Origin of the sequence: Planctomonas sp. JC2975, assembly GCF_012985205.1 — a bacterium.
Classification (GTDB): Bacteria; Actinomycetota; Actinomycetes; order Actinomycetales; family Microbacteriaceae; genus Humibacter.
The window spans coordinates 2,291,548-2,313,302 of record NZ_JABEKS010000001.1 but is presented as its reverse complement, the minus strand read 5'-3'; the positions used below and the strand labels follow the sequence as shown (position 1 = coordinate 2,313,302).

19 protein-coding genes are annotated in these 21,755 nt (G+C 69.0%); 5 read left to right on the top strand and 14 right to left on the bottom strand.

Translation table 11 applies throughout. The features are described from left to right. Nucleotides 1-50 precede the first annotated feature (50 nt). Nucleotides 51-902, bottom strand: coding sequence for an exodeoxyribonuclease III (locus HII28_RS10450; RefSeq protein WP_170025342.1), 852 nt, complete (start codon nt 900-902; stop codon nt 51-53). Between the two features lie 123 nt (nt 903-1,025). Continuing rightward, complete coding sequence (locus HII28_RS10445) at nt 1,026-2,960, bottom strand: DUF2207 domain-containing protein (RefSeq protein WP_170025341.1); 1,935 nt, start codon at nt 2,958-2,960, stop codon at nt 1,026-1,028. A 263-nt stretch (nt 2,961-3,223) separates the two neighbouring features. Here HII28_RS10445 and pyrE point away from each other — a divergent pair, with 263 nt between their 5' ends. Both pyrE and HII28_RS10435 read left to right on the top strand, forming a co-directional pair. Then, nucleotides 3,224-3,772: an orotate phosphoribosyltransferase gene (gene pyrE / locus HII28_RS10440; protein WP_170025340.1), complete on the top strand. Its 549-nt coding sequence runs from the start codon at nt 3,224-3,226 to the stop codon at nt 3,770-3,772. After that, a complete protein-coding gene (locus tag HII28_RS10435) occupies nt 3,772-5,841 on the top strand; it encodes a hypothetical protein (RefSeq protein WP_170025339.1) in 2,070 nt (689 codons plus the stop codon). The genes pyrE and HII28_RS10435 overlap by 1 nt, the downstream gene beginning before the upstream one ends. A 54-nt stretch (nt 5,842-5,895) precedes the next feature. On the opposite strand, the gene HII28_RS10430 is transcribed toward HII28_RS10435, so the two are convergent. Next, nucleotides 5,896-6,690: a class I SAM-dependent methyltransferase gene (locus HII28_RS10430; RefSeq protein WP_170025338.1), complete on the bottom strand. Its 795-nt coding sequence runs from the start codon at nt 6,688-6,690 to the stop codon at nt 5,896-5,898. Nucleotides 6,691-6,762: 72 nt separating this feature from the next. Next, nucleotides 6,763-7,803 carry a hypothetical protein gene (locus tag HII28_RS10425; RefSeq protein WP_170025337.1) on the bottom strand — a complete coding sequence of 347 codons (1,041 nt, stop codon included), beginning with the start codon at nt 7,801-7,803 and terminating at the stop codon, nt 6,763-6,765. A 58-nt stretch (nt 7,804-7,861) separates the two neighbouring features. On the opposite strand from HII28_RS10425, the gene HII28_RS10420 reads away from it, so the two are divergent. After that, the gene (locus HII28_RS10420; protein ID WP_170025336.1) at nt 7,862-8,623 is read left to right on the top strand and encodes a hypothetical protein; all 762 of its coding nucleotides are present in this window, start codon (nt 7,862-7,864) and stop codon (nt 8,621-8,623) included. A gap of 10 nt (nt 8,624-8,633) precedes the next feature. Here HII28_RS10420 and HII28_RS10415 read toward each other — a convergent pair whose 3' ends face one another. Then, the gene (locus HII28_RS10415) at nt 8,634-9,230 is read right to left on the bottom strand and encodes a GNAT family protein (protein WP_170025335.1); all 597 of its coding nucleotides are present in this window, start codon (nt 9,228-9,230) and stop codon (nt 8,634-8,636) included. 45 nt (nt 9,231-9,275) lie between these two features. After that, nucleotides 9,276-10,076: an HAD-IIA family hydrolase gene (locus HII28_RS10410; protein ID WP_170025334.1), complete on the bottom strand. Its 801-nt coding sequence runs from the start codon at nt 10,074-10,076 to the stop codon at nt 9,276-9,278. A gap of 276 nt (nt 10,077-10,352) precedes the next feature. On the opposite strand from HII28_RS10410, the gene HII28_RS10405 reads away from it, so the two are divergent. Beyond that, a complete protein-coding gene (locus tag HII28_RS10405; protein ID WP_170026074.1) occupies nt 10,353-11,003 on the top strand; it encodes a TrmH family RNA methyltransferase in 651 nt (216 codons plus the stop codon). Nucleotides 11,004-11,109: 106 nt separating this feature from the next. Here the strand turns inward: HII28_RS10405 and HII28_RS10400 are convergent, their stop codons facing one another. From HII28_RS10400 to HII28_RS10370, 7 genes are all read right to left on the bottom strand, one after another. Continuing rightward, entirely contained in the window at nt 11,110-11,865 is a 756-nt protein-coding gene (locus HII28_RS10400) for an SDR family oxidoreductase (protein WP_170025333.1), read from the bottom strand. 108 nt (nt 11,866-11,973) lie between these two features. Next, nucleotides 11,974-12,825, bottom strand: coding sequence for a metallophosphoesterase (locus HII28_RS10395; RefSeq protein WP_170025332.1), 852 nt, complete (start codon nt 12,823-12,825; stop codon nt 11,974-11,976). An 83-nt stretch (nt 12,826-12,908) separates the two neighbouring features. After that, on the bottom strand, nt 12,909-13,688 hold the full coding sequence (locus HII28_RS10390) for an SDR family oxidoreductase (RefSeq protein WP_170025331.1): 780 nt from the start codon (nt 13,686-13,688) through the stop codon (nt 12,909-12,911). A gap of 211 nt (nt 13,689-13,899) precedes the next feature. Further along, a complete protein-coding gene (locus HII28_RS10385; RefSeq protein ID WP_170025330.1) occupies nt 13,900-15,795 on the bottom strand; it encodes a YhgE/Pip domain-containing protein in 1,896 nt (631 codons plus the stop codon). After that, entirely contained in the window at nt 15,792-16,625 is an 834-nt protein-coding gene (locus HII28_RS10380) for a hypothetical protein (RefSeq protein ID WP_240977324.1), read from the bottom strand. Before HII28_RS10380 ends, HII28_RS10385 begins: the two co-directional genes overlap by 4 nt. Then, nucleotides 16,622-17,299 carry a TetR/AcrR family transcriptional regulator gene (locus tag HII28_RS10375; protein ID WP_170025329.1) on the bottom strand — a complete coding sequence of 226 codons (678 nt, stop codon included), beginning with the start codon at nt 17,297-17,299 and terminating at the stop codon, nt 16,622-16,624. The genes HII28_RS10380 and HII28_RS10375 overlap by 4 nt, the downstream gene beginning before the upstream one ends. Nucleotides 17,300-17,379: 80 nt before the next feature. Next, on the bottom strand, nt 17,380-18,219 hold the full coding sequence (locus tag HII28_RS10370; RefSeq protein ID WP_170025328.1) for a TetR family transcriptional regulator: 840 nt from the start codon (nt 18,217-18,219) through the stop codon (nt 17,380-17,382). A 71-nt stretch (nt 18,220-18,290) separates the two neighbouring features. Here HII28_RS10370 and HII28_RS10365 point away from each other — a divergent pair, with 71 nt between their 5' ends. Then, entirely contained in the window at nt 18,291-18,995 is a 705-nt protein-coding gene (locus HII28_RS10365) for a hypothetical protein (protein ID WP_170025327.1), read from the top strand. On the opposite strand, the gene HII28_RS10360 is transcribed toward HII28_RS10365, so the two are convergent. Continuing rightward, nucleotides 18,982-21,690: a DUF4062 domain-containing protein gene (locus tag HII28_RS10360; protein ID WP_170025326.1), complete on the bottom strand. Its 2,709-nt coding sequence runs from the start codon at nt 21,688-21,690 to the stop codon at nt 18,982-18,984. The two genes, HII28_RS10365 and HII28_RS10360, sit on opposite strands and share 14 nt — an antisense overlap. Nucleotides 21,691-21,755: the final 65 nt, after the last annotated feature.

The window sequence follows — 21,755 nt, the reverse complement described above, 5'->3', positions numbered from 1 at the left end:
TCGCGGCGGAGGCCAGAAATGGCCTCCGCTCTTAGCTCCAGCGCGCGCGCTCAGCCGAAGATCATCGGGCGGTCTTCGTCCTCACCGGGGCCGTTCAGCGACAGGTCGAGGTCGACCAGCACCGGCACGTGGTCGCTCGGGGCATCGCCCTTGCGCTCGTTGCGGTGGATGCTGCCGTGCGTCACGAGGTCGGCGAACGGCCGCGATCCCAGGATGAAGTCGATGCGCATGCCCTCGTTGCGCGGGAAACGCAGTTGCTTGTAGTCCCAGTACGTGAAGCCCTCCGGCTGATACTGCCGCACCACGTCGGACAGGCCGAGCGAGAGGAACTCGTCGAACGCGGCGCGCTCCGGCGCGGAGATGTGGGTCGAGACACCGGGAAGCACCGTCGGGTCGCCGTTGTCGGCATCCGTCGGGGCGATGTTCCAGTCGCCCATCAGCGCCAGCGGCTGGTCCGGATGCTGGGTGAGCCAGCCGCGGGTTTCGGCCGCGAGCGTCGCCAGCCAGTCCAGCTTGTAGTCGTAGTGCGGATCGTCGAGTGCGCGCCCGTTGGGCACGTAGAGGCTCCACAGACGAAGCCCGGCGACGGTGATGCCCATAGCCCGCGCTTCCTGCGGCAGGTCGGAACCTTCCTGACCTTTCGCGAAGCCGGGCATGCCGTCGAAGGAGGTGACGACGTCCTCGATCGGAAGACGGGAGGCGAACGCGACCCCGTTCCACTGATTCAGGCCATGGGTGGCCAGCTCATAGCCGGCGGCCTCGAATTGTTCGTGCGGGAACTGCTCCGGCTTGCACTTGATCTCTTGCATGGCGAGCACATCGACGTCTTCACGCACCAGCCAATCGACGACACGACCCGCTCGGGCGCGCACGGAGTTCACGTTCCAGGTGGCCACACGCATGCCGATCAATCTATCGGCTGCCGACGACACACCGAGCGCCGGAGTGAGGCGCAACCGAGTCGAAGGGTCGTGCCCTGACCGCACCTCGACTGGCGGCCATTGCCCTGCGCGGGCGATGGCCGCTTACCAGCCGCCTCCGCCTCCGCCGCCTCCACCGCCGCCGGAGAAGCCGCCGCCTCCTGAGCCGCCGAACGAGCTCGAACTGCTGCTCGTGGACGCGGGGGTTGTGGCGAATTCCGAGCTGGAGACCGCACTCGACCACAGCGCGAGCGTGAGGAACGGCGACGGCCCTGCGTACCAGTCAGGCGACGAATCGCCCGTCGTCGCATAGCGATCCTGCAGCACCTTGACCCACTGCTCCGAGATGCCCAGCACCATCGCGTACGGCAGCACCTTCTCGTACAGCTTGATGACGGCGCCCGAGTCGGCGACGTCGATCCGCTCAGCGGTCTTCGGACTCTGCAGGAACGCGAGGCGATCCTTCTCAGCCAACTGGATGTACACCCGCAGACCCTTGAGATGGTCGCGCACCTCCGCGCCCTTGTCGGTGATCCGCAGCCGTGGCGAGCTCAGCACGAGGAGGACGATCGCGAACAGCGTCGCCGCGATGTCGGGCAGCGCGACCCACCAGACGCCGGCCAGGTTCAAGCCTGCCAGCACGAGGTGCACGATCGGCAGCACGACGAGCAGCACGAGTCCCAGGCGGACCCAGCGGTTGGGACGGTTCTTCGGCCGTGCGCGGAGCCCCAGCTCGGTGACCCTGCGGGGAGCGGATGCCCGCTGCGCGGCGATCGCGTCGCCGAGCGCCTGACTCTTCTGGTCGAGGATCCGCTGATTTCCGACCGTCGCACTCGGGAAGAGGGCGCCGAGCAGGGCGATCTCCGAGTCGTCGAGGGCGGACCAGTCGGTGTTCGTGAGCGTGAGGGTGTAACGCTCGGTGGTGGGAGCATCCGTGTTCTCGGAGATGGTGAGGTACTTGCCCACCGCCAGGCCGACGAGCTCCGCAGCGAACGCGGTGCCCCCCTTCTTCAGGAAGTCGGCGGCGAGCATCGGCCACACTCCGCGCGGTGCGTCGTACTCCGGCACGATGATGCCGCGGCCCTTGGCGTCGCGGAAGGGCCCGACGCGCAGGTAGATCACCCAGACCAGCGCGGCCAGCAGGGGGATGAAGAACAGCCACGGCACCACGGTCCACTGCCACTGCTGAGTGGCGTGCGGCGGCTCGGCGAACGCGTCGTTCTCGAATCCGATCGCGACGGTCAGCGAGTAGTAGGAGTTCAGGCCCTGCACGCTGGAGGTGAAGGTGTCGCCGTCACGGTGGATGACGCACGGCGAATCCGAAGCCGACGTCTCCGAGGCGGCCGGATAACAGGCGCTCTTGCCGTTCAGCCCGTCCGCAGTACCGTCGTGGAGATTGATGCGCACGGATGCCTCGCCGATGCGCGAGCTCCATCCGGTGCCGTTCACGTCCCAGTACAGTTCCGCGTCGTCCGTGTTCGGGAAGTGGCGCACCACGTTCTGCAGCGTGTACGTGATCACGTACGTCTTCGCCCCGTGCACGTACGTGTCCTTGTCGCCGATCCGCAGCACCGTCATGTCGTCGCCGTAGCCGGCCGAGGTGCTGTCGGCCGTCACGTACGGCTGATCCGTGCCTGCGGCATCCGTGATGGATTCCACCTGGAGGTCGAGCGGGATGTCCCCGACGTACTGCGGAATGGCGCGCTCGATGCCGTGATTGACGTCGGTGTCCGGGAACCGCACGGCGATGGTTTCCTTCACCGTCATCGACGAGTTCCTGTTCGCATCCCGGTGAAGGTCGAAGACCGAGTCGAAACGGTCGACGGTGAGCGCGGTGACTGGGTCGTCCGCGAACGGCCGAACGGTGCCGCCGAGCGCGTGGGCGGCGCCGCCATTCGACGACGTGGCGTTCGCTGCGACGGCCGGGACGGATGCGCGCGCCGGCACCGCGGACATCGTCGTACCCACCGCCGTGCCGAGCCCGACGAGTGCGATCACGGCAGCTGCGGAGCCGACCAGCCGGACGAGGCGATGCTGCATCGCCCCAGGGTATAGGGGCTCAGTCCATGGCCGAGACGTCGCATGGCAACCGTGCCGGCGTAGCCGCCACGGCGCTGGCGTCGCGGCGACGGTCCACAGGACCGTCGCTCATCGCTCCATCGGTTCGGAAGACCGAGCAAGCTCAGTCTTCATCTCACCTCAGTCGCCGGTATCGCGGCTGAGCCACTCACCGACTCCATCGGTTCGGAAGACCGAGCAAGCTCAGTCTTCTCTCACCTCAGTCGCCGGTAATCTGGTTCTCCGTGACCGACACCCGCCAGCAGCTCATCGACCACATCTCGAACGAGGCCGTCTTCCACGGCGACTTCACGCTGACCAGCGGAAAGAAGGCCTCCTTCTACGTCGACCTGCGCAAGGTCAGTCTCGACCACCGCGTCGCCCCGCTCATCGGACAGGTCATGCTCGACCTCATCGCCGACGTGCCCGACGTGGTCGCGGTGGGCGGCATGACGATGGGAGCGGACCCGGTCGCTGCGGCGGTGCTGCACCAGGGCGCCGCCAGGGGGCTCGCGTACGACGCGTTCGTCGTGCGCAAGGAGCCGAAGGACCACGGCCGCGGCAAGCAGGTGGAGGGCCCGGAGCTCGAAGGCAAGCGCGTGATCGTGCTCGAGGACACGTCGACCACCGGCGGCTCGCCGCTCAAGGCGATCGAGGCCCTGAAGAAGGTCGGAGCGGAGATCGCGGCCGTCGCCGTCGTCGTCGACCGCAACACCGGTGCTCGCGAAGTCATCGAGCAGGCCGGCTACCCGTACCTCGCCGCCATCGGACTGGACGACCTGGGACTCTCATAGTGGCAGGCCGCTTCCTCCACGGGCCGAACGAGTCCGACCAACCCGACGACGACTTCTCGTCGTTGTTCGGCGACGTCGACGACGATCTCGGCATCGACGATGAAGCGGATGGCCTCGAGCCGATGTTCCCGGCTCCCCCGCCAGTCTCCTCGCAGCGGCGGCCCGACCTACCGGATCCCCGGGCGGCGCCGCCGAACTACGACATCCCCGAACTGTCGATGCCGATCCCTCCGCGACCGGCGCCTGCGCCGCGCGGCGGGGACGCGAACCTTCCGGCAGAGGGCGGCGGCTTCTTCTGGGGCCTGACGCCGAACGAGGCGCCCGACCCGCGCATCCACGGGACGTCCGGCGCCGAACAGGATCATCCGGCATCCGATCCCTCCGTTCCATCGACCCACGACGATCGCAGGCACCGCGGCCTGGTGCCGCCGTCGGTGCCGCTGGCGCCGTACGTCCCCCCGTTGTACGAGCAGCCGACGGCCCAGGCACCGGCCGAACCGCCGGCGCCTCCCGCGCAGATCGTGCCTCCGACGCCTCCTGTCATCGAACCGTGGAGGCCCGAGCCGACGCAGCCTGAGCCTGCGCAGCCTGAATCGACGCAGCCCGAGCCCGCGCCGGGCACCGTGTCGCTTCCGTGGGTCGCCACGCGTCGGTCGCCAGAGCCGGATCCATCGGCTGCCGCGCCGCAGCCTCCCGTGCAGCCGGCGTGGCCGTCGCTGCCGCAGGCCACGCCTCCGGTCGTCCCGCCGGCCGCGCCGCCCGTCGTTCCGCCGACGGCGGCCTTCCCGTGGGATGCCGCACCAGCTGCAGGCGCGCCGGACCAGACATCCGCGTGGCCCGCTTCCAACGATCCCGCCCCTGATGCCGCCCAGCCGGCGGCTTCGTCGTCGTGGTCACTGTTCGGTGACCTCTTCGGCGATGAGGACGAGATCGTCGGGCCAGACGCCGACGGTCAGGAATCGGCCGGACAGAATGTCGCGCAGTGGGCCTCCGCAACCGAGGACGTCGCTGATCGTGACGCCACGACAGACGAAGCGGATCAGCCGCGCGAGCCCAAGGAACTCACCGCGACGGATCTCTTCGCCGCGATCACCGCCACGTCGATCACGGAGGCCCTGCCAGGGGCATCCGCGAGCGAGGCAGCCGCCTACGACCTGCCGGAGGCCGACTCCGTGCCGACGCCGGGATGGCCGTGGGGCGCCTCGGCTGCGGCAGGCGGCGCTGCCGCAGCGGCTGCCGGTCTCGGTGCGGGCGGGGCCGAATCCGCGTTCGGCGCGTCCGCGACAGGTGCCGCCTCCGACGCGCAGGGCGATGACTCGGCGTACCGGCGGGGCCGCGGATGGCGGGACTCGGCGGACGGCGGCGGCTCAGGTGCATCCGGCGGCTCTGGATCGTCCCGCGGTGGGGCATCGGGCGGATCCGGTGGCGGGTCGTCGGGCGGCTCGGGCGGAGCAGCCGGACCGGGCGACCACGACGAGGACGCCGGAGGTCCGTCCCCGCGCGCCCAGCGCATCATGCTGATCGTCGCCGGGGCCATGCTGCTCGTGCTGCTGCTCATCGCGCTCTTCATCGTGGGGCGCTCGGTGAGTCATCCCGCGACGACGCCATCGCCGACGCCGACCGCGACGAAGACCGCCACCCCGACCCCGACACCGACGGCGACGCCCGCCGCAACCGGACCCCAGGCGCCGGGGAAGCATCCGTGGGATTCGTTGCGCGGCGGCGAGTGCATCGATCCGTTCACCACTCCCTGGGCCGACACGTTCACTGTCGTCGACTGCGGAACGGCGCACGCCGCCCAGATGGTCTACACGGGCGTGTTCTCCACTGACGCGAATGCCGCATATCCCGGAGCGGATGCGCTCGCCGGGCAGATCAACGCCCTCTGCTCCCGCCCGGGCGTGCTCAACCTCGATGCCGCGGGTCAGTACGACGACGCCCAGCTCCAGGGCAGCTACCCGGTCACGGACAAGCAGTGGAAGGCCGGCCAGCGCTCGTATTTCTGCTTCGTGAACCGGTCGTCGGGACAGCCGATCACCGGCAGCCTCCAGGGATCCGGCCCGCAGTAGCGGCCGCCGTGGAGCGGGCCGGGTGCGGCGCGCACTGGCGAAGGGCCGCCCGCTTCAGGACGGGGCTCGCGCAGCCAGCACGACGATCGGGACGCGTTCCTCCAGCGGCAGCGATCCCGCACCCTGCGCGAGTGCGGTGCGGACTCCGGCCTCGAACTCGCTGCGGCGTGCAGCGGGGACCTGCTCATCCGACAGTGCGGAAGCGAGGTTGCCGACGACGTAGTCGGGGGTCACCTCGGTCGTGTATTCGTGACGTGACACCGTGACGTCGACGAATCCCGTCGACGTCAGCAGGCTTTCTCGTTCGTGCAGCGTCTGCTCGTCCAGGCCGCAGGTCCTGGCGGTCCCGTGGCCGAGCCACTGTTCGAGGAATGCCCTTACGGCCCTTGACCAGTCGCTGTCGGCCAGCCAGAGAGGCCAGCCGTGGGAGATGACGGCGATGCCGCCGCCCGGACGCAGCACCGAGAGCGCATCCGCGAAGACGGCTGCCGGATCCATGAAGTGCAATGCGTTCGCCACTGTGACGAGATCGACGCGCCGGTCGCCGAGCACGTTGCGCAACAGCGGCAGGTCGTGGTCGGAACCGAGGATCGTCAACACGTTGCTGCCGACATCCGTACGCTCGCGCAGCCGCCGAAGCATGTCGGGCTCGGGTTCTATCGCGATGCCGACGCCCACTCGCCGGCTGAGGGGCGCGATCGCCTGGCCGGTGCCGGAGCCGAGGTCGACCACGCTCGATGCCAGGTCGAGACCGAAGTGCGATACCAGATCGGCCACCACGATCTCGGGAAGATCTCGCCGATGGGCCGCATACTGATCGGCTGTCCAGCCCGAGAACGCCCCTGTCATCGTCCCAGCGTTCCGTAGAGAGCAGGCAGTGACAAGTCCCGATGACCGGTCTCGAACCCGCGGCGCCCGCGCTCACGCGCGGGCGTCGTTCGCGACCTCAGGCGAGCCGCTCTCAGGCGCCCGGGCCTCTGAGGACCCCGTCGCCCGCAGGTGCCGCACCGCGACGATGGCCAGGACGGCCAGCGTGATCAGCACCAGGACCACCTGCTCGATGACGGCGGCTGGTCCGGTCTGGACAGCCCGGGAGAGCCCGACCCAGCAGTAGGTGAGGATCGCGCCGGAGCCCATGCCTACGGCATCGGGACGCACGAGGTACGCGAACACGATGCCGGCAACGATGATGACGACCAGGAGCACGACGGGCACCCACGGCGACACGGTGTGTGGGATCTGCGACGTGAGCTGGAAGAGGGAGCCGAGCACGAATCCGGCCGCGATTCCTGCCCCGAAGCCGCGACGGACCGTCGACCTCCGGCGCGACCGCGTGACAGGCAGCGGGTCGCCGTCCGAAGTCGTTCGACCGCGGAGCACGGTGAAGGTCACGACGATGAGCACGGCCGCGATGGCGACGCAGACGCCGAGCTGGACCCCGTTGGCCATGAAGCCTCCGGCGGCGACCGAGACGAAGAAGATCGCGGCTGCGCCGAGCACGAAGAGCACGGCAGGAACGGCGAGCCATCCTGAGCGCATCCACGAGCGGCGCCCGAATGCACCCTCCATGACGGCGATCGGCGAGCCGATGCTCCACACGACGTGCAGGGTGAGCACGTAGATCAGCCACGGGCCGGCCGTGCCGAGCCATGGCACGAAGCCGAAGTCGAGCATGTGGGCTCCGACGTATCCGGGGTTGAAGAGGGACTGCGTGATCACGCCCTCTTCGAGGACTCCGAACGCCAGCGCAAGAGTGAGGATGCCGGGCCATCCGGCGCGCGCCCGCCGCGCGAGCTCGCGGATGAGGATCGCGGCGGATCCGTAGAACGCCGTGAACAGGATGATCTGGGCGATCTGCTGACCGGCCGGCGCCATGCCGCCCAGATACTGGTCGCCGAGGAGGAACTCGGCCGTCAGGCCGGATGCCACGGCGAGGGACAACGAGTGCAGCAACGTTTTCATGCCGCAAGCGTCCCGCCGCAGGGCAGGGCCGACATGCGGCATCCGTCACTGGGGTGCCATGACATTCGTCACCGGTCGCGGATACCAGGCCGTGCGGCACGACGTGCGTCGCTGGCAGGATCGTGGCGTGCGACTCCCCGACTTCATGCTGACGATGCCCGAGACCTCGGCGACGGACGCCGAGCGTGCAGACTTCGATGACCTGCTCGCGCAGATCGACCGGGACAGTGATGTCACCGTGATCGATTACGCCCTCGACGCGCCCAAGTGGCTGTTCCTGCAGCACGCTGTGGACAGCGGGCGCTTCGTGCTGCACGGCACGGCGGACCGTGACATCGCGGAGTTCGTGCCACGCCAGTCGAACGACCAGCGGGAATTCGGCAACCGGATGGCGATCTACGCCGCGACGGACGGCATCTGGCCGTTGTTCTACGCCACCATCGACCGGGCGAAGGCGCGCAGGATCGTCAACATGGCGGCTGACATCGCGGGCGGCCCAGATGGATCGAGCCTGCGCGCCTGGTACTTCGCGATGGATGCCGTGGGTCTCGCCGACTCGCCGTGGCAGTCGGGTGCCGTCTACCTGCTTCCAGCGACGAGCTTCGAGCCCGACGAGTGCCTCGAGTACGGTGAACTCACCGTGACGCTTCGGCAGTCGGCATCCGCCGTCCCCGTCCTGCCGGCGGCGACGCTCCTCGTCGAGCCGGCCGACTTTCCGTTCCGCGACCTCGTGCGCGGCAACGACGAGGAGCGGATGCACGCTGCGATCACCGCGGATCCCGACGGGTTCCCCTGGCCCGACGCCGTCGTGTCGGGCTGAGGATACCGATTCAGCGCGCGTGCCGTGCGATCCGGGCGTCCAGCCCCTGTCGAACGGCGGGCCACTCGTTGTTCAGGATCGAGAACGTCACGGTGTCGCGCACGATGCCCTTGTAGACCTGGTAGCTGCGCAGCACGCCGTCCTGCTTGGCGCCGAGACGTTCGATGGCCGCGCGCGACTGGCGGTTGTGCCAGTGCGTGTGGAAGTACACGGCGTTGCATCCGAGAGTGTCGAACGCGTGGCCGAGCAGCAGCCGCTTCGCGTCGGCGTTGATGCCCGTGCCGTGCGCCGACTGCGCCATCCAGGTGTAGCCGATCTCCACCCGGAGGTTCTCCTGCGCGATGTTGCAATACGTCGTCATGCCGACGAGGTCACCGCTTCGCGAGTCACGGATCGCCCATGGCGCCATGCTGTCCTCGCGCTGGAGAGCGAGCCGACGCTCGATCTCGGTCGCCATCTCCTCCGGTCGCGGCACGGTCGTGTACCAGATGTTCCAGAGCTCGCCGTCGGACGCCGCACGGCCGAGTCCCTCGGCGTGATCGAGAGTGAGCGGCTCGAGGGTCGCAATGCTGCCGGTGAGCGGGACGCTGTCCGCGAAACGGGTCATGGCGAAACGCTAGTGGACGCCGAGCCTCCGTCCTGACGCCCAGAGTCAGATCGCGTCGGTCTCCACGGGATCCGTGGACACGAGCTGGTACACACCGTCGAGCACCTCGCCCGGGCGGAACGGATACCGCTCGATCTCCCTCTGGTCGCTGATGCCGGTCAGCACGAGCACCGTGTGCAGGCCTGCCTCGATGCCGGCGACGATGTCGGTGTCCATGCGGTCGCCGATCATGCCGGTGTTCTCGGAGTGGGCGCCGATCTTGTTCATCGCCGAGCGGAACATCATGGGGTTCGGCTTGCCGACGACGTACGGCTCGCGTCCGGTCGCCTTGGTGATGAGTGCGGCGATGGCACCGGTTGCCGGAAGCGGTCCGTCGGCGCTCGGGCCAGTGGCATCCGGGTTCGTCACGATGAAGCGGGCACCGTTGCCGATGAGCCGGATCGCCTTCGTGATCGCCTCGAACGAGTAGTTGCGGGTCTCGCCGACCACGACGTAGTCGGGCTTCGTCTCCGTGAGGATGAAGCCGGCCTCGTGCAGCGCCGTCGTGATGCCGGCCTCGCCGATCACGAACGCGCTGCCGCCGGGCATCTGCGACTTGCAGAACGCGGCGGTCGCCAGAGCGGATGTCCAGATCGCCTCCTCCGGCACGTCGAGTCCTGAGGTGCGCAACCGCGCGGCGAGGTCGCGGGGCGTGAAGATCGAGTTGTTGGTCAGCACCAGGAACGGCGTGCCGGTGTCGCGCCACTGCTGGATGAGCTCGGCGGCTCCCGGCAGCGCCTCGTTCTCGTGAACGAGCACGCCGTCCATGTCGGTGAGCCAGCACTCGATCTCGTCGCGGTTCGCCATGTTCGTCCTCCAGGATGCGGTCCCTCAAGGGTATCCGCGCCCGTTGTCCGCCTCGTTTCGGCGGCCTCACCATAGCCACCGTCGGTGCCCGCTCGCCTACGCGGGCTGCCCGACGTGGCAACGCTCGCGCAGAGACTTCGGCGAGCAGTGGCGACACGACGCGGTCGCACGCTCCGCACGGCGAGTGCGACGCCCACGGCATCGGCGCGCGGACTCCGTAGTCTGAAGCACGTGCTGAACGACGTCGATCCTGAGGATCCGAGTCCCGACCGCGCGCTGCCCCCGTCTTCGACCGACGCTCCCACCCACGAGCAGTCGACCCACGGCGTCGGTCCGTGGCCTGGCGGACGGGATGCCTGGCCCGCAGACGAGCGCTACGATCCGGAGCTGCTCGCGAACGGCGACACGCGCAATGTCGTCGACCGGTACCGCTACTGGCGGATCGAGGCGATCGTGGCGGAGCTGGATGCCCATAGGCATCCGTTCCACGTCGCCATCGAGAACTGGCAGCACGACATGAACATCGGCTCGATCGTGCGCAGCGCCAACGCCTTCCTGGCCCACACCGTGCACATCGTGGGTCGTCGTCGCTGGAACAAGCGCGGTGCCATGGTCACCGACCGCTACCAGCACGTGGTGCATCACGAGACGATTGCGGACCTCGTGGCGTGGGCGCGCGAGGAGCGGATGCCGATCATCGCGGTCGACAACGTTCCCGGAAGCGTCCTGATCGAGACGTTCGAGCTGCCAGAGCGGTGCGTCCTCCTGTTCGGGCAGGAGGGGCCAGGCCTCTCGGCCGAGGCGATCGAGGCAGCGGATGCGATCGTCGAGATCGCGCAGTTCGGATCCACCCGATCGATCAATGCGTCGGCCGCCGCGGCCATCGCCATGCACGCCTGGATCGTGCAGCATTCGCGCTGGAGCTGAAAGAGGAGGCCATTTCTGGCTTTTTCCCGCGACGGAAGCGCCGACCGCCGTCTCGGCCGTCGGCTGCCTGAGACCTCAGGCGACCTCCGCCGCGACGCCCGGAGCGTCAGACCTTGGCCGATGCCTGTACCGCGATCCACTCGGCGAACGTCTGCGTGCCGAGGCGGGCATCCGGCCCGGGAAGGATCGAGCCGTCTCGGAGCCCTCGGCCGAACGCGCCGGGCAGGGAGACGTTGATCACGGGGCCCTTGTCGCCGACGGCCCTGAGGTACTCGCGCACCATGTCGGTCATCTTCTCTTCTCGCGGCCCGGCGAGGTCGGTGTCCAAACCGCGCGGCGCCGCGACGGCGATCTCGGCGAGTGCCTCACCCACCTCGGATGCCGCGACCGGCTGGCAGTTCATCACGGGCGCCGCGTGCACCCCTGCTAACCGCATGCGGGTGGCCATCTGCTGAGCGAACTCGTGGAACTGCGCCGCCCGCAGGATGCTCCATCCACCGGGCAGCGCCATGAGAATGCGCTCCTGCGCCGCCTTGCCCGCGTAGTATCCGGCGTCCATCTTCGCTGCGCCGATGATCGAGAGCGCGATGTGATGGCCGATGCCCGCGCGCCTCTCGGCGGCCAGCAGGTTGCGGGTCACCGAGCCGAAGAAGGCGACGCCGGCTTTCGCGGACTGGGATCCGGTCGAGGTGACGTCGATGACGGCATCCGTTCCGCGCAGCGCCTCATCGATGCCGGTCCCGGCGGCGAGGTCGATCCCGGTGGCTCTGGAGAGCACGACGGGCTCGTGACCGTGAACCTTCAGCGCCTCCACCACGTGTAGTCCGACGGTCCCGGTTCCGCCCGCGACAGCGATTCTCATCGATTCCCTTCCTCCCTCGGTGGCACGCACGTGCTACCACTCATATCGACAAGGCAGGCAGCGCTTTCGTGACCAACGGCCTACGCGAGCCGGAAGAATGGCGACCGCTCACTCCGACCGCCCGAACGATTCCGCGATCTGGCGGATACCGTCGGCATCGAGCTCGAACACCAGCTCGCCATCCTGGGCGCTCGGCGCCCGCACCACGGAGACCCTCGGTGCACCGGATGCCGGCAGATCGACGAGCGCGAATCCGGCGCCCACCCGCGCCCGCTCGATGTCGTCTGGTGTGGTCACATCGGACGTGTTCGTCACTCCGGGCGCCACGACGATCGGGATCCCGCGCTCCAGCGTGACGAGCGGATGGTGGTAGTGCCCGCTGAGCACAAGCCGCGCGTCGCTGCCGTCCAGCACCCCGAGGAGGGCGTGCGGATCATCGAGCTCGAGGCGGCGCAGCAGCGGGGTGACGGCGCGGGTCGGCGGATGGTGGACGACCACCACCGTTCCGAGATCGACCGGCTCGGCCAGCACGCCCTCGAGCCAGGAGAGCTGGGCGGCATCCAGAGATCCGTATGCGGCGCCGGGCACCGACGAGTCGAGTGTGACGATGCGGTGGTGGCCGAGCGTGTGCACCCGGGTGCGGTCGCCGAGGACCTCGGCGAATGCATCCGGATGGTCGTGGTTGCCCATCGCGTACACCGCCTCCGCCCCGCGTTCGGCCGCCCAGGGCGCAACGAGGTCGCGCAGCTTCTCGTACGAGGCCGTGGTGCCGTCCTCGCTGAGATCTCCGGAGAGCACGACGGCATCGATGCCGACCACCTCGGATGCGGCGGCCAGTACCCGCTCGAGCGCGGCCGTCGTGTCGACGATGCCGTAGTGCAGCGTGCCGTCGCCGTACAGGTGCGTGTCGCTGATGTGCAGGATTCTGAGGTCGGCGCTCGCCCGATGTGATGCCGTCACGCGGCCACACTATCGACGGCTGCCGACGTTGTGGGTTCGGCGAGCAGCTCAGGCAGCGTCCGCGTCCGACCCATCCACGCGGCTCACTCCTGGGAGCCCAGCAGGTGGTCCATCACGACGAGCGGGCCGGCGAGGGAGCCGCCGTCGACCGGGAGGGTGACCCCCGTGATCCATGACGCGTCGTCGGAGGCGAGGAACGCTATGGCCGATGCGATGTCGGCTGGTTCGCCGACACGGCCGAGCGGATAGAGCGGGGCCAGCCGATCCGGTCCGCCCTGCCCTTCCCACACTCGCGTGCGGACTGTGCCGGGTGCCACGACATTGATGCGCACACCCGCCGGCCCGAGGTCGACGGCGAGGTTCTTGGCCAGCAGCGTGAGGCCGGCCTTGGCTGACCCGTATGCCGGCTCACCGTACGCAGCGACGCCGTTCACCGAGCCCACCATGACGATGGCGCCCCGCGAGGTGATGAGCGCTTGCCTGCACGCACGGATGAGACGCACCGGCCCGTGCAGATTGAGACTGACGATCTCGTTCCAGTGATCCTCGTCCAGCTCGTCGTCGACGAAGTGGTCGCCGCCTGCGACGGCCGCCAGCACGTCGATGCGTCCGAACCGGTCGAGCGCCCCGGAGACGGCGCGGTCGACGGATGCCGCATCCATCACGTCGCACTCGAACACGGCCGCGCGGTCCGACGTGGTCGCATCCCGTTCCGTGCGTTCCGTCACCTTCGCAGCGGCGGCCTCCGGCTCACGGTCGAGGATCGCGACGCGACCCCCCTCGTCGAGGAGCCGTTCCACCGTCGCCCAGCCGATCCCGTTCGCGCCGCCGCTCACGACGGCCACTCTGTCGTCGAATCTCATCGGGCCACGCTAACGTGACGCGCCCCGCGGGGCCACCATCGTCCGTACGCGGATGTCGCCGCCATCTCGCTCGGTCTGCGAAAGCTCGCGTGACGCGCGGGCTCGAAACGTCAGAAAGCGTGGTCCCCATCCCTCCGGCGTCGCATGATTCGACGTTTCGGGTTGGCGGGACGCGGTCCTTGACGTCGCGCGTCGTGAGCCGCGGTCCGGCTCAGCCGATCAGGCTGGGCTGCAGGTCGCGCAGGGTGCGGCGGTGCGTCATCCGGATCACGCCGATGGCCGTGAGCACGAGCGCCACCGCGAGCCAGGCCAGCAGGAACAGCGCGTCGCCGACCGCGAGGCTCGCGTTGCCGCCGTACATCGTCTGTCGTATGCCGTCGACGGCATACGACATCGGCAGCGCGTGATGCAGCGCGGCGAGCGGCCCCGGCAGCGTCTGCCACGGGAAGGTCCCGCCTGCGGTCACCAGTTGCAGCACCATGAGCACGAGGCCGAGGAACTGCCCGACGCTGCCCAGCCAGACGTTGAGCGCGAGGATGATCGACGCGAACGTCACTGACGCGAGCGCCATGAGCCCGAACGTCGCGAACGGGTTGCTGACGCCGAAGTGCAGCGCACCAGCGACGATCGCGTACAGCCCGATCATCTGGATGATTCCCAGCAGTGCCGGCGTGAGCCACCCGGCGAGCGTGACCCGCAGCGGAGTGCGCAGCGCGGTGATCGCGCGACGCGACACGGGCTTCACGATGAGGAAGAGCGCGTAGATGCCGATCCATGCGGACAGTGCGATGAAGAAGGGCGCGAGACCGGCGCCATAGGTGCCGGCGCTCGCCTCCTTCGAGTTCTTCAGCGCCACCGGGTCGGCGATGGTCTTCGCCTGCGCCGCGCGCTCGGATGCAGTGGTCGCCGGGATCTGCTGCACTCCGGCATCCAGCCCGTCCTGCAGCTTCGATGTGCCGTCGGCGAGCGTGCTCAGGCCGTCGCGCAGCGAGGCTGCGCCCGTCGCGGCTTGGGCGGATCCGTCCGCGAGCTGCGACGCACCGCTCGCCGCCTGCTGGATGCCGCCGCTGAGTGCGGGAGCGGATGCCGCCAGTTGCGACGCCCCAGCCGCCAACTGTTGCGATCCGCTCGAAAGCTGGTCGAGCTGGCCGACGGCGGTCTGCACCTGCTGGTTGCCGTCGGTCACCTTCGTGCCGAGCTGATCGAGCTGGGCCATCACCTGGTCGATCGTCGCCTGGTCGACGCCCTTCGCCTGAAGGTCGGCGATGATTTGGGCACGAACGGAGGGCACGGCATCCGCCGCCTGCTGCGCGAGGGATCCCGCCTGATCGGCGACGGCCGCGACCTTCTCGTTACCGGCGGCCACCTGCTGGGCGCCGTTCGCGAGCTGCGCGGTCTGCGACGGCAGGTCGGATGTCTGGGTGGCCAGCGTGTTGAGGCCGTCACGGAGCGAGGCCGACCCCGAGGTCAGCTGCGCCGTGCCGTCCGCCAGCGTGGCGGCCCCGGTGTGCGCTGTCGCGGCGCCGTCTGCGAGTTGCCGAGCGGCATCCGCTGCGTCGGAGAGGCTCGAACGGATGTCCGCCAGGGCCAGCAGGAACCGGCTCGCCGCCTCGTGATTGACCTCCTGCACGATCGACGCCTTGATGGTCTGCGCCGCCTGCTGCCCGATCGTGGACGCGAGATAGCTGTTCGTGTCGTTCGTGGTGAGCGTGACGGTTGCCTTCTGCGGCGTGGTCGTCGACGCGCTCGCCAGCTGCCGGGAGAAGTCGGAGGGGAGCGTGATCGCGAAGTCGTACTTCTGGTTGTTCAGGCCCTTCGCCGCCGTCGTGGCGGAGACGGCATGCCAGTCGAACGTGCCGTCCTCCACGAGCTGGTCGGCGACCTTCTGCCCGTAGTTCACGCTCTTGCCGTCGACGGTCGTACCCGTGTCGGAGACGACGATCGCTGCCGGAATCTGGTCCAGCTTCGCGTACGGGTTCTGGTTGGCCCAGAGATAGAGGGCGCCGTAGATGACCGGAACGCACATCAGCGCGAGGAGCGCGATGGTGGCCATGCGGCTGGCGGTGAGGCGGCGAAGTTCGGCCGCGATCATCTGGGGGACTTTCATTCGTCACTCGATTCGGACGCGTCGCCGGATACGGGCGCATCGGTCGTCGCAGCAGCGGGCGCCGGATCGTCGGTGCCTCTGCGGGTGTGCATGTCGGGATCCCTCCGCATCACCGGCACGGGCCGGGTGATCACGTCGGGGAGGTCGAAGAGTGCTGTGTCGTCGTACAGCGACGAGTCGGAGTCGTCGCGGGTGGGGTCGTCGTCGGGATCCGGCGCCTCCCACGGCGTCTCGAGGCGCGCGACGAGCGAGCTGGCCGCGATCGCGGCGGCGGAGGCGTCGCCGGCGATGACGAGCACGGCGTATCCGCGGCCGGCCACCTCGAGCGCCAGTTGCCACCACGCATTGGGGTCGCCGCCGTGCCGGTCGGGAGACGTGAGCACGATGCCGCGAACGCCGTCGCGGAGCAGCGCGAGCTCGACGAGCAGCCGGATGCGCACCCGCGGCGGAACCTGTCCGATCGAGTCCCGCGCGTGCTCGGCCAGCCCGAGCGACGCCAGGATGCGCTTGACCGCGCGTGGGCCGGAGGGCATCCCGGCGAACATCAGCTCTTCCGCTGCAACGCCACCGACCGTGACATTGGGCGCTGGGTCGCTGACGGCTGGTGCGTCGACGAGGGCGATCGCGCGACGGACGGCACCGGCATCCGCTTCGCCGTCGAGCAGCACGGTGCCGCTTGCCGGCTTCATGCGACCGGAGGCGATGAGGCCGAGGACCGTTGGGCGCTGTTCGGTCTCCGCACGGGCGAGCACGGCTTCGCCCGTGCCGTAGGTGAGTGTGACGGCGTTCAGGGCAGGGTGCTTCGCGACGGCGTTGAGCGAGATCCTCATGCGTCGACCTCGCCTTCGGCGCCACGTGCGGCTCGATGGAACGCGAGTTCGGGCGCCGTGGCGACGAGCTCGTCGGCGTCGCGCCAGTCAAGGCCGGCGATGCTCAGTGTGGTGATCATGACGAGTTCGTGGCCCGCGCGGTCGCTGAGACCCGCGTGCGTGGCCTCCGTGAGCACGTCGATGGCGGTTCGTTCGATGAGCCTGGCGAGCGGATCGACACGGATGTCTCGCCGCAGCACCCCCTCGCGTACACCGCGCCGCACGGTGGCGCGCAGCTTCGCCCGCGCCGGCTCCAGCGCGCGTCCGACCAGCTCCTGATGCGGGCCGCGCACGGCGAACTCGGCTGTCACGCTCGCGTGCTGCACCTCGCGCCAGAGGGTCGCGCCGTAGAGGGCGATCTCGATGCGGGCATCCGCATGCTCGATCGGCAGAATGGATGCCCCGATGCGCGCCGCTCCTCGTACGAGCACCTCTCGCACGAGGTCGTCACGCGTCGCGAAGTGACCGTAGACCGCCCGGCGGCTGAGCCCGGCCTCGGCGGCGATGGTCTCGAGCGACCCGTCGATGTCGCGATTGAGCACGCGCACGGCCGCTTCGAGCAGAGCGGACCGGTTCTCGGCGGCGTCCCTGCGGGGAGCCCTGGCGCGTGCGGATGCCTCGGTGACGGTGGACATGCATCCAGTGTACTAACTTGCACAGCCATGTGCACATTAGGTCGGCGGATGCTCAGGCTTCAATGGGCGAACGCGCGGGATCACCGTGCGACGTGCGCGGAGATCCCGTCGAGGATTCGGGCAAGGCCGAATTCGAAACCGTCCATGGATGGCTTGTCGGCGAGGAAGGCGGGATCGTCCATCACGTCCGCGACGGCGTTCAGGCCACGGGATCGCAGTTGGAGGTCGAGGAACGAGCGCACCGCATTCGCCGTGCGCTGTCGCTCGGGACCGGAGCCGCGCAACGCCGCGGGCGTCGGGATGTTGCGCCGCAGATTCGCGTCGTACCTCGCGTGGCTGTCCAGCAGATACGCGCAGCTGAGCAGCTCCTTCGACGTCATGCCCGTCGGTGCGAGCGCCGCGATCAGAGCGTTCAGCCACGCCGCGTTGTGCGGCGTCAAGGGGACGGTCGTCGGCACGTCCAGCAGCCACGGGCGGGCGAGGAACCGCTCGAACAATCGGTGCGACCAGGCGGAAGCGGCGGCGCGCCAGTCTCCGCCGGGCAGCGTCGGCGGGTCGCCCCACGCTCCATCCGCCGCCAGCACGATCAGTTCGTCCTTCGAGCTGACATAGCGATAGAGGGCGTTGGCCGTGACCCCGACACGCGCGGCGACCTTGGGCAGCGATGCCGCAGCGATGCCGTCGGCGTCCGCCAGTTCGGTTGCCGCGGCGACGATCTCCTCGACGCTGTGCGCCGGCTTCGGGCCTCGACTGCCTTCGGCGTCGACGACACCCCACGCCGCCGCGAGACTCGTCGGAAGCGCCGCGCGGTCCATCGCTTCGGGGCCGGCAGGCGCTTGGGGATCCGCAGACGGGCCAGAGCCAGCGGCCGGCTCCGATCCCCTCGTCGCTCTGCCGCCGGTTCCGATTCGTGACGCCATGTCAGGCATCATCTCAGGATTCTGGAGAAAACAGTAGACGGCTTACACAGTTATGAATTACTGTGCGTGGTATGAACACTTTATCCCATACACAGATTCACTTTCCGAACAGCGCGCGCCGCTGGATCGGCATCTCCGCCATCCTCGGCGCCGTCTTCGCGATGGCAGAGCTGCCGCTGTACTTCGTGGTGCCGGCCTGCGATCCGGCCGTATGCGGGGTCGAGACGGGCTCGCCCATGCCGGATGGGCTGATCCTCACCCGCACGCTCTTCAACTTCCTGGCGCTCACGCTCTTCCTCGTCTTCATGACCGGTGTGCGGTTCCTGATCGCGCGAGCCGACGCACGCTACGAGTGGTTCGGAACCGTGGCCGGAACCGCGGGGGTTGCGTGGACGATCATCGACATGGTCGCCAAGGGGCTCGAAGGCGGCAGCGCGATCAAGGCAACAGAGATGATCGATCCGACCCGCACCGTGCCCACCTACCTGCTCTACGGATCGATCTCGCACCTGATGCTGTTCGTCTTCGGACTCGCATTCGGGTACGCGGTCCTGCGCACGCAGGCTCTTCCGCGCTGGGTCGGCTGGTCGTCGTTCGCCGTTGCCGTGCTGCACCTCGCAGGAGTGCCGTCGATGTTCTTCGGCTACAACTCGTCGGAGTTCTACGCCTCGAACGGATGGGGCGCCGTCGCGATGTTCAACGGCATCGCCGCTCTGTGGCTGGCCGCCGTCGGCATCGCGATACTTCGGCGGAGGCCCGCCGCTACGGCGCGCTGAGCCTCGCCGCGGCGGCAGCGCCGCGCTCGGCATCGAGGGCGAACTGCATCACCTCGGCGGCCGACATCCGCCGGCCGCGTTCCTCCGCGTCGTGCATGAGGTCGGGGAAGGCCTCGCGCAACGGCGCGAGGTATCGCGGGTGGTAGACGAACATCGGGGCGTCGTACATGCCGGACTTCTGTCGCAGCTCCTGGGCTGCGCCCGCGAGAATCCCGGCGCGCTCCGCGTTCCCGCGCGCCGCCGCGATGGCGCAGAGGCCCTCGATGCCGTACGCGGCACCTTCCAGATGGCCGAGCGTCGCCGAGACGTAGGCGGCGTCGGCGAACGCCGGCTCCGCTTCGTCGAGCCGACCCTGGAACAGCAGCAGCCGGGCCATGTGGTGCTCGGTGATGGTAATGGCGAACGGGTCGTGCGTGCGACGGGACACCTCGGCGCCGCGCTGGTAATGCTCGAGGGCGGCGGCGTCATCCTCCTCCAGCATGTCGATGCGTCCGAACGTGACCCAGGCGACGGATTCGCCCCAGCCGTCGCCGAGTTTCTGGAAGAGCGCGATCGCGCGCTCGAGGTCCGCCTTCGCCGTCGCGCGGTCGGAGTCCTGGATCTGCGCCCGGGTCATCGCGGTGCAGCCCAGCGCCACCGCCGTGCCGGCTTCGTCGCCGAGACGCTCGAACGTTTCACGCACCTCCTCGAGACCGTCGACGACGTCTGATGTCGGCGCCTGCCACATGCGCATCCACAACACGTAGAACCGCGCGATGTTGGTCGCTCGCTCCGAGAGCTCGGCCCCCGAGTCGAGGATCTCCTCCATCCACACGCGCACCTCGCCGAAGAACCCGCCGATCCACCAGAACACGAGGAGGTTCCAGGCGAACTCGGTCGCGTCGTCATACTGGGCCGTGTAGACGAGGTCGCGCACCGCGGCGCGGAGGTTGGCGCGTTCGCGCTCGAGGCGGGCGAGCGCATCCTCCTGCCCGGCGCCCTTGAGCTCGGGTCCGAGGCGTCGGGCGAGCGCGAGGTAGTAGCGAGCGTGCGCTGCGCGCATCGTCGTCTCGTCGCCCGATTCCCTCAACTTCTCGAGTGCGTACTCCCGCACGGTGACGAGCATCGAGTACGACGGATGCCCGCCGGATTCGTGCTGCCTCACCAGCGAGCTGTCGATGAGGGCATCGAGTCCCTCGAGTTCGGCGCCTCCCCACGACCGCTGTTCGCCGAGCGCCTCCACCGCTTCCAGCGTGAACTGCAGGGAGAACACGGACAGGTCGAACAGCAGGGCGCGTTCCGCCCCGCCGAGCAGGTTCGTGCTCCACTCGATAGTGCTGCGCAGCGTGCGCTGCCGCTCCGGCATGTCCCTGGCGGATCCCACCAGAAGCGGGAGCTGCTTGTCCAGCCGCTCGAGCATGCCCTGCGGGGTGAGCACGCGCATCCGCGCTGCAGCGAGCTCGAGCGCCAGCGGAAGGCCCTGGAGCGTGGTGCAGATGCGGGCGACGGTCGCCGCGTTCGAGTGGTCCAGCCGGAACTCCGGGCTCACGGCCGATGCACGTGCGACGAACAATTGCACGGCATCCGATCGCAGGGCCGAATCGACGCTCGAGGCGTCGTCGTCGGCGACGCCAAGGCCGTCGAGCTCGTAGACCCGTTCGCTTCGCACCCGCAGGACCGTGCGACTGGTCACCAGGAACGACACCGACGGCGCGATCGAGTAGAGGTGCACGAGGGTCGGTGCTGCGTCGATGATCTGCTCGAAATTGTCGAGAGCGATGAGCACGCGCTTGCCGGACAGCACGATCGCCAGCCGCTCCTCGAGCGACACCTCTCCTGTGTCGCGCACGCCGAGAGCGTACGCGATGGTCGGCAGCAGAAGGTCGGGTTCGAGCACGTTCTCCAGCGGCACGAAATAAGTGCCGTCGACGAAATCGCGTTGCGCCCGATCGAGCACCTCGAGCGCGAGTCGGCTCTTGCCGACGCCGCCGGGGCCGACGAGCGTGATCACCCGATCGCTGCCGTCACGCAGCAGCTCGACCACATCGGCCACCTCGCGGGCGCGACCGACGAGCGGCGCGAACGATTGCGGCAGCGGCCGCGCCGCGTGCAGCGGTGCCGGCTCCTGTGCGGCCGCGACGGGCGCTGCGACGTCGGTAAGCCCAGGGCTGACGGGTGGCGCAGGCTCAACGGGTGGCGCGGGGAAGGCCGTTCGGGTATCCGGATGCGCAAGACGGCTGTCGTCGAACCGCTCGGCCAGCAGAGTGGCCAGGTCGGACTCGAGCAGTTCGGCCAGCTGCTCGTCGGAGTCGAATGCCATGTACGACGCGTTGTCGTCCAACCGGATGCGGTCGATCAGTCGCCCGAGGCGCTCGTCGCGCTGCTCGGACGCCTTGATGTAGATGAGCTTGGGCATCGCAGGATCGGCGAGGTTGTACTCGTCTTCGAGGCCGGACACCTCTTCGCCGGGCGCCACCCATCCGTAGCGCTCCCAGTAGAGGCCGACGAAGACGTCGCTCTGGTCGAGGTACGCACGATAGAGCGAGCGCGGCGGATGCGGCCTGGCACCGAGCTCGAACATCACCGGCGCCAGCCGGAGGCGCTCGATCGCGGCGCGCGCGGCTTTGCGCTCGGGCTCCAATTCGCGGAGCGTCGAGCTCACGAAAACCCGAAGTCGCTGGTCGGGCGTGCGGATGGCACCCACACCGGTGGCCATGGATTCATTGTGCGACCTGGACAATTGCTGGACACGCCCCCATTTGCGGGGGAGTCAGGCCGTTC

Coding starts and splice junctions, on each gene's coding strand:
- HII28_RS10450 (WP_170025342.1), bottom strand. CDS start 902: ATGCGTGTGGCCACCTGGAACGTGAACTCCGTGCGCGCCCGAGCGGGT.
- HII28_RS10445 (WP_170025341.1), bottom strand. CDS start 2,960: ATGCAGCATCGCCTCGTCCGGCTGGTCGGCTCCGCAGCTGCCGTGATC.
- HII28_RS10430 (WP_170025338.1), bottom strand. CDS start 6,690: ATGACAGGGGCGTTCTCGGGCTGGACAGCCGATCAGTATGCGGCCCAT.
- HII28_RS10425 (WP_170025337.1), bottom strand. CDS start 7,803: ATGAAAACGTTGCTGCACTCGTTGTCCCTCGCCGTGGCATCCGGCCTG.
- HII28_RS10420 (WP_170025336.1), top strand. CDS start 7,862: ATGACATTCGTCACCGGTCGCGGATACCAGGCCGTGCGGCACGACGTG.
- HII28_RS10415 (WP_170025335.1), bottom strand. CDS start 9,230: ATGACCCGTTTCGCGGACAGCGTCCCGCTCACCGGCAGCATTGCGACC.
- HII28_RS10410 (WP_170025334.1), bottom strand. CDS start 10,076: ATGGCGAACCGCGACGAGATCGAGTGCTGGCTCACCGACATGGACGGC.
- HII28_RS10400 (WP_170025333.1), bottom strand. CDS start 11,865: ATGAGAATCGCTGTCGCGGGCGGAACCGGGACCGTCGGACTACACGTG.
- HII28_RS10390 (WP_170025331.1), bottom strand. CDS start 13,688: ATGAGATTCGACGACAGAGTGGCCGTCGTGAGCGGCGGCGCGAACGGG.
- HII28_RS10385 (WP_170025330.1), bottom strand. CDS start 15,795: ATGAAAGTCCCCCAGATGATCGCGGCCGAACTTCGCCGCCTCACCGCC.
- HII28_RS10380 (WP_240977324.1), bottom strand. CDS start 16,625: ATGAGGATCTCGCTCAACGCCGTCGCGAAGCACCCTGCCCTGAACGCC.
- HII28_RS10375 (WP_170025329.1), bottom strand. CDS start 17,299: ATGTCCACCGTCACCGAGGCATCCGCACGCGCCAGGGCTCCCCGCAGG.
- HII28_RS10370 (WP_170025328.1), bottom strand. CDS start 18,219: ATGGCGTCACGAATCGGAACCGGCGGCAGAGCGACGAGGGGATCGGAG.
- HII28_RS10365 (WP_170025327.1), top strand. CDS start 18,291: ATGAACACTTTATCCCATACACAGATTCACTTTCCGAACAGCGCGCGC.
- HII28_RS10360 (WP_170025326.1), bottom strand. CDS start 21,690: ATGGCCACCGGTGTGGGTGCCATCCGCACGCCCGACCAGCGACTTCGG.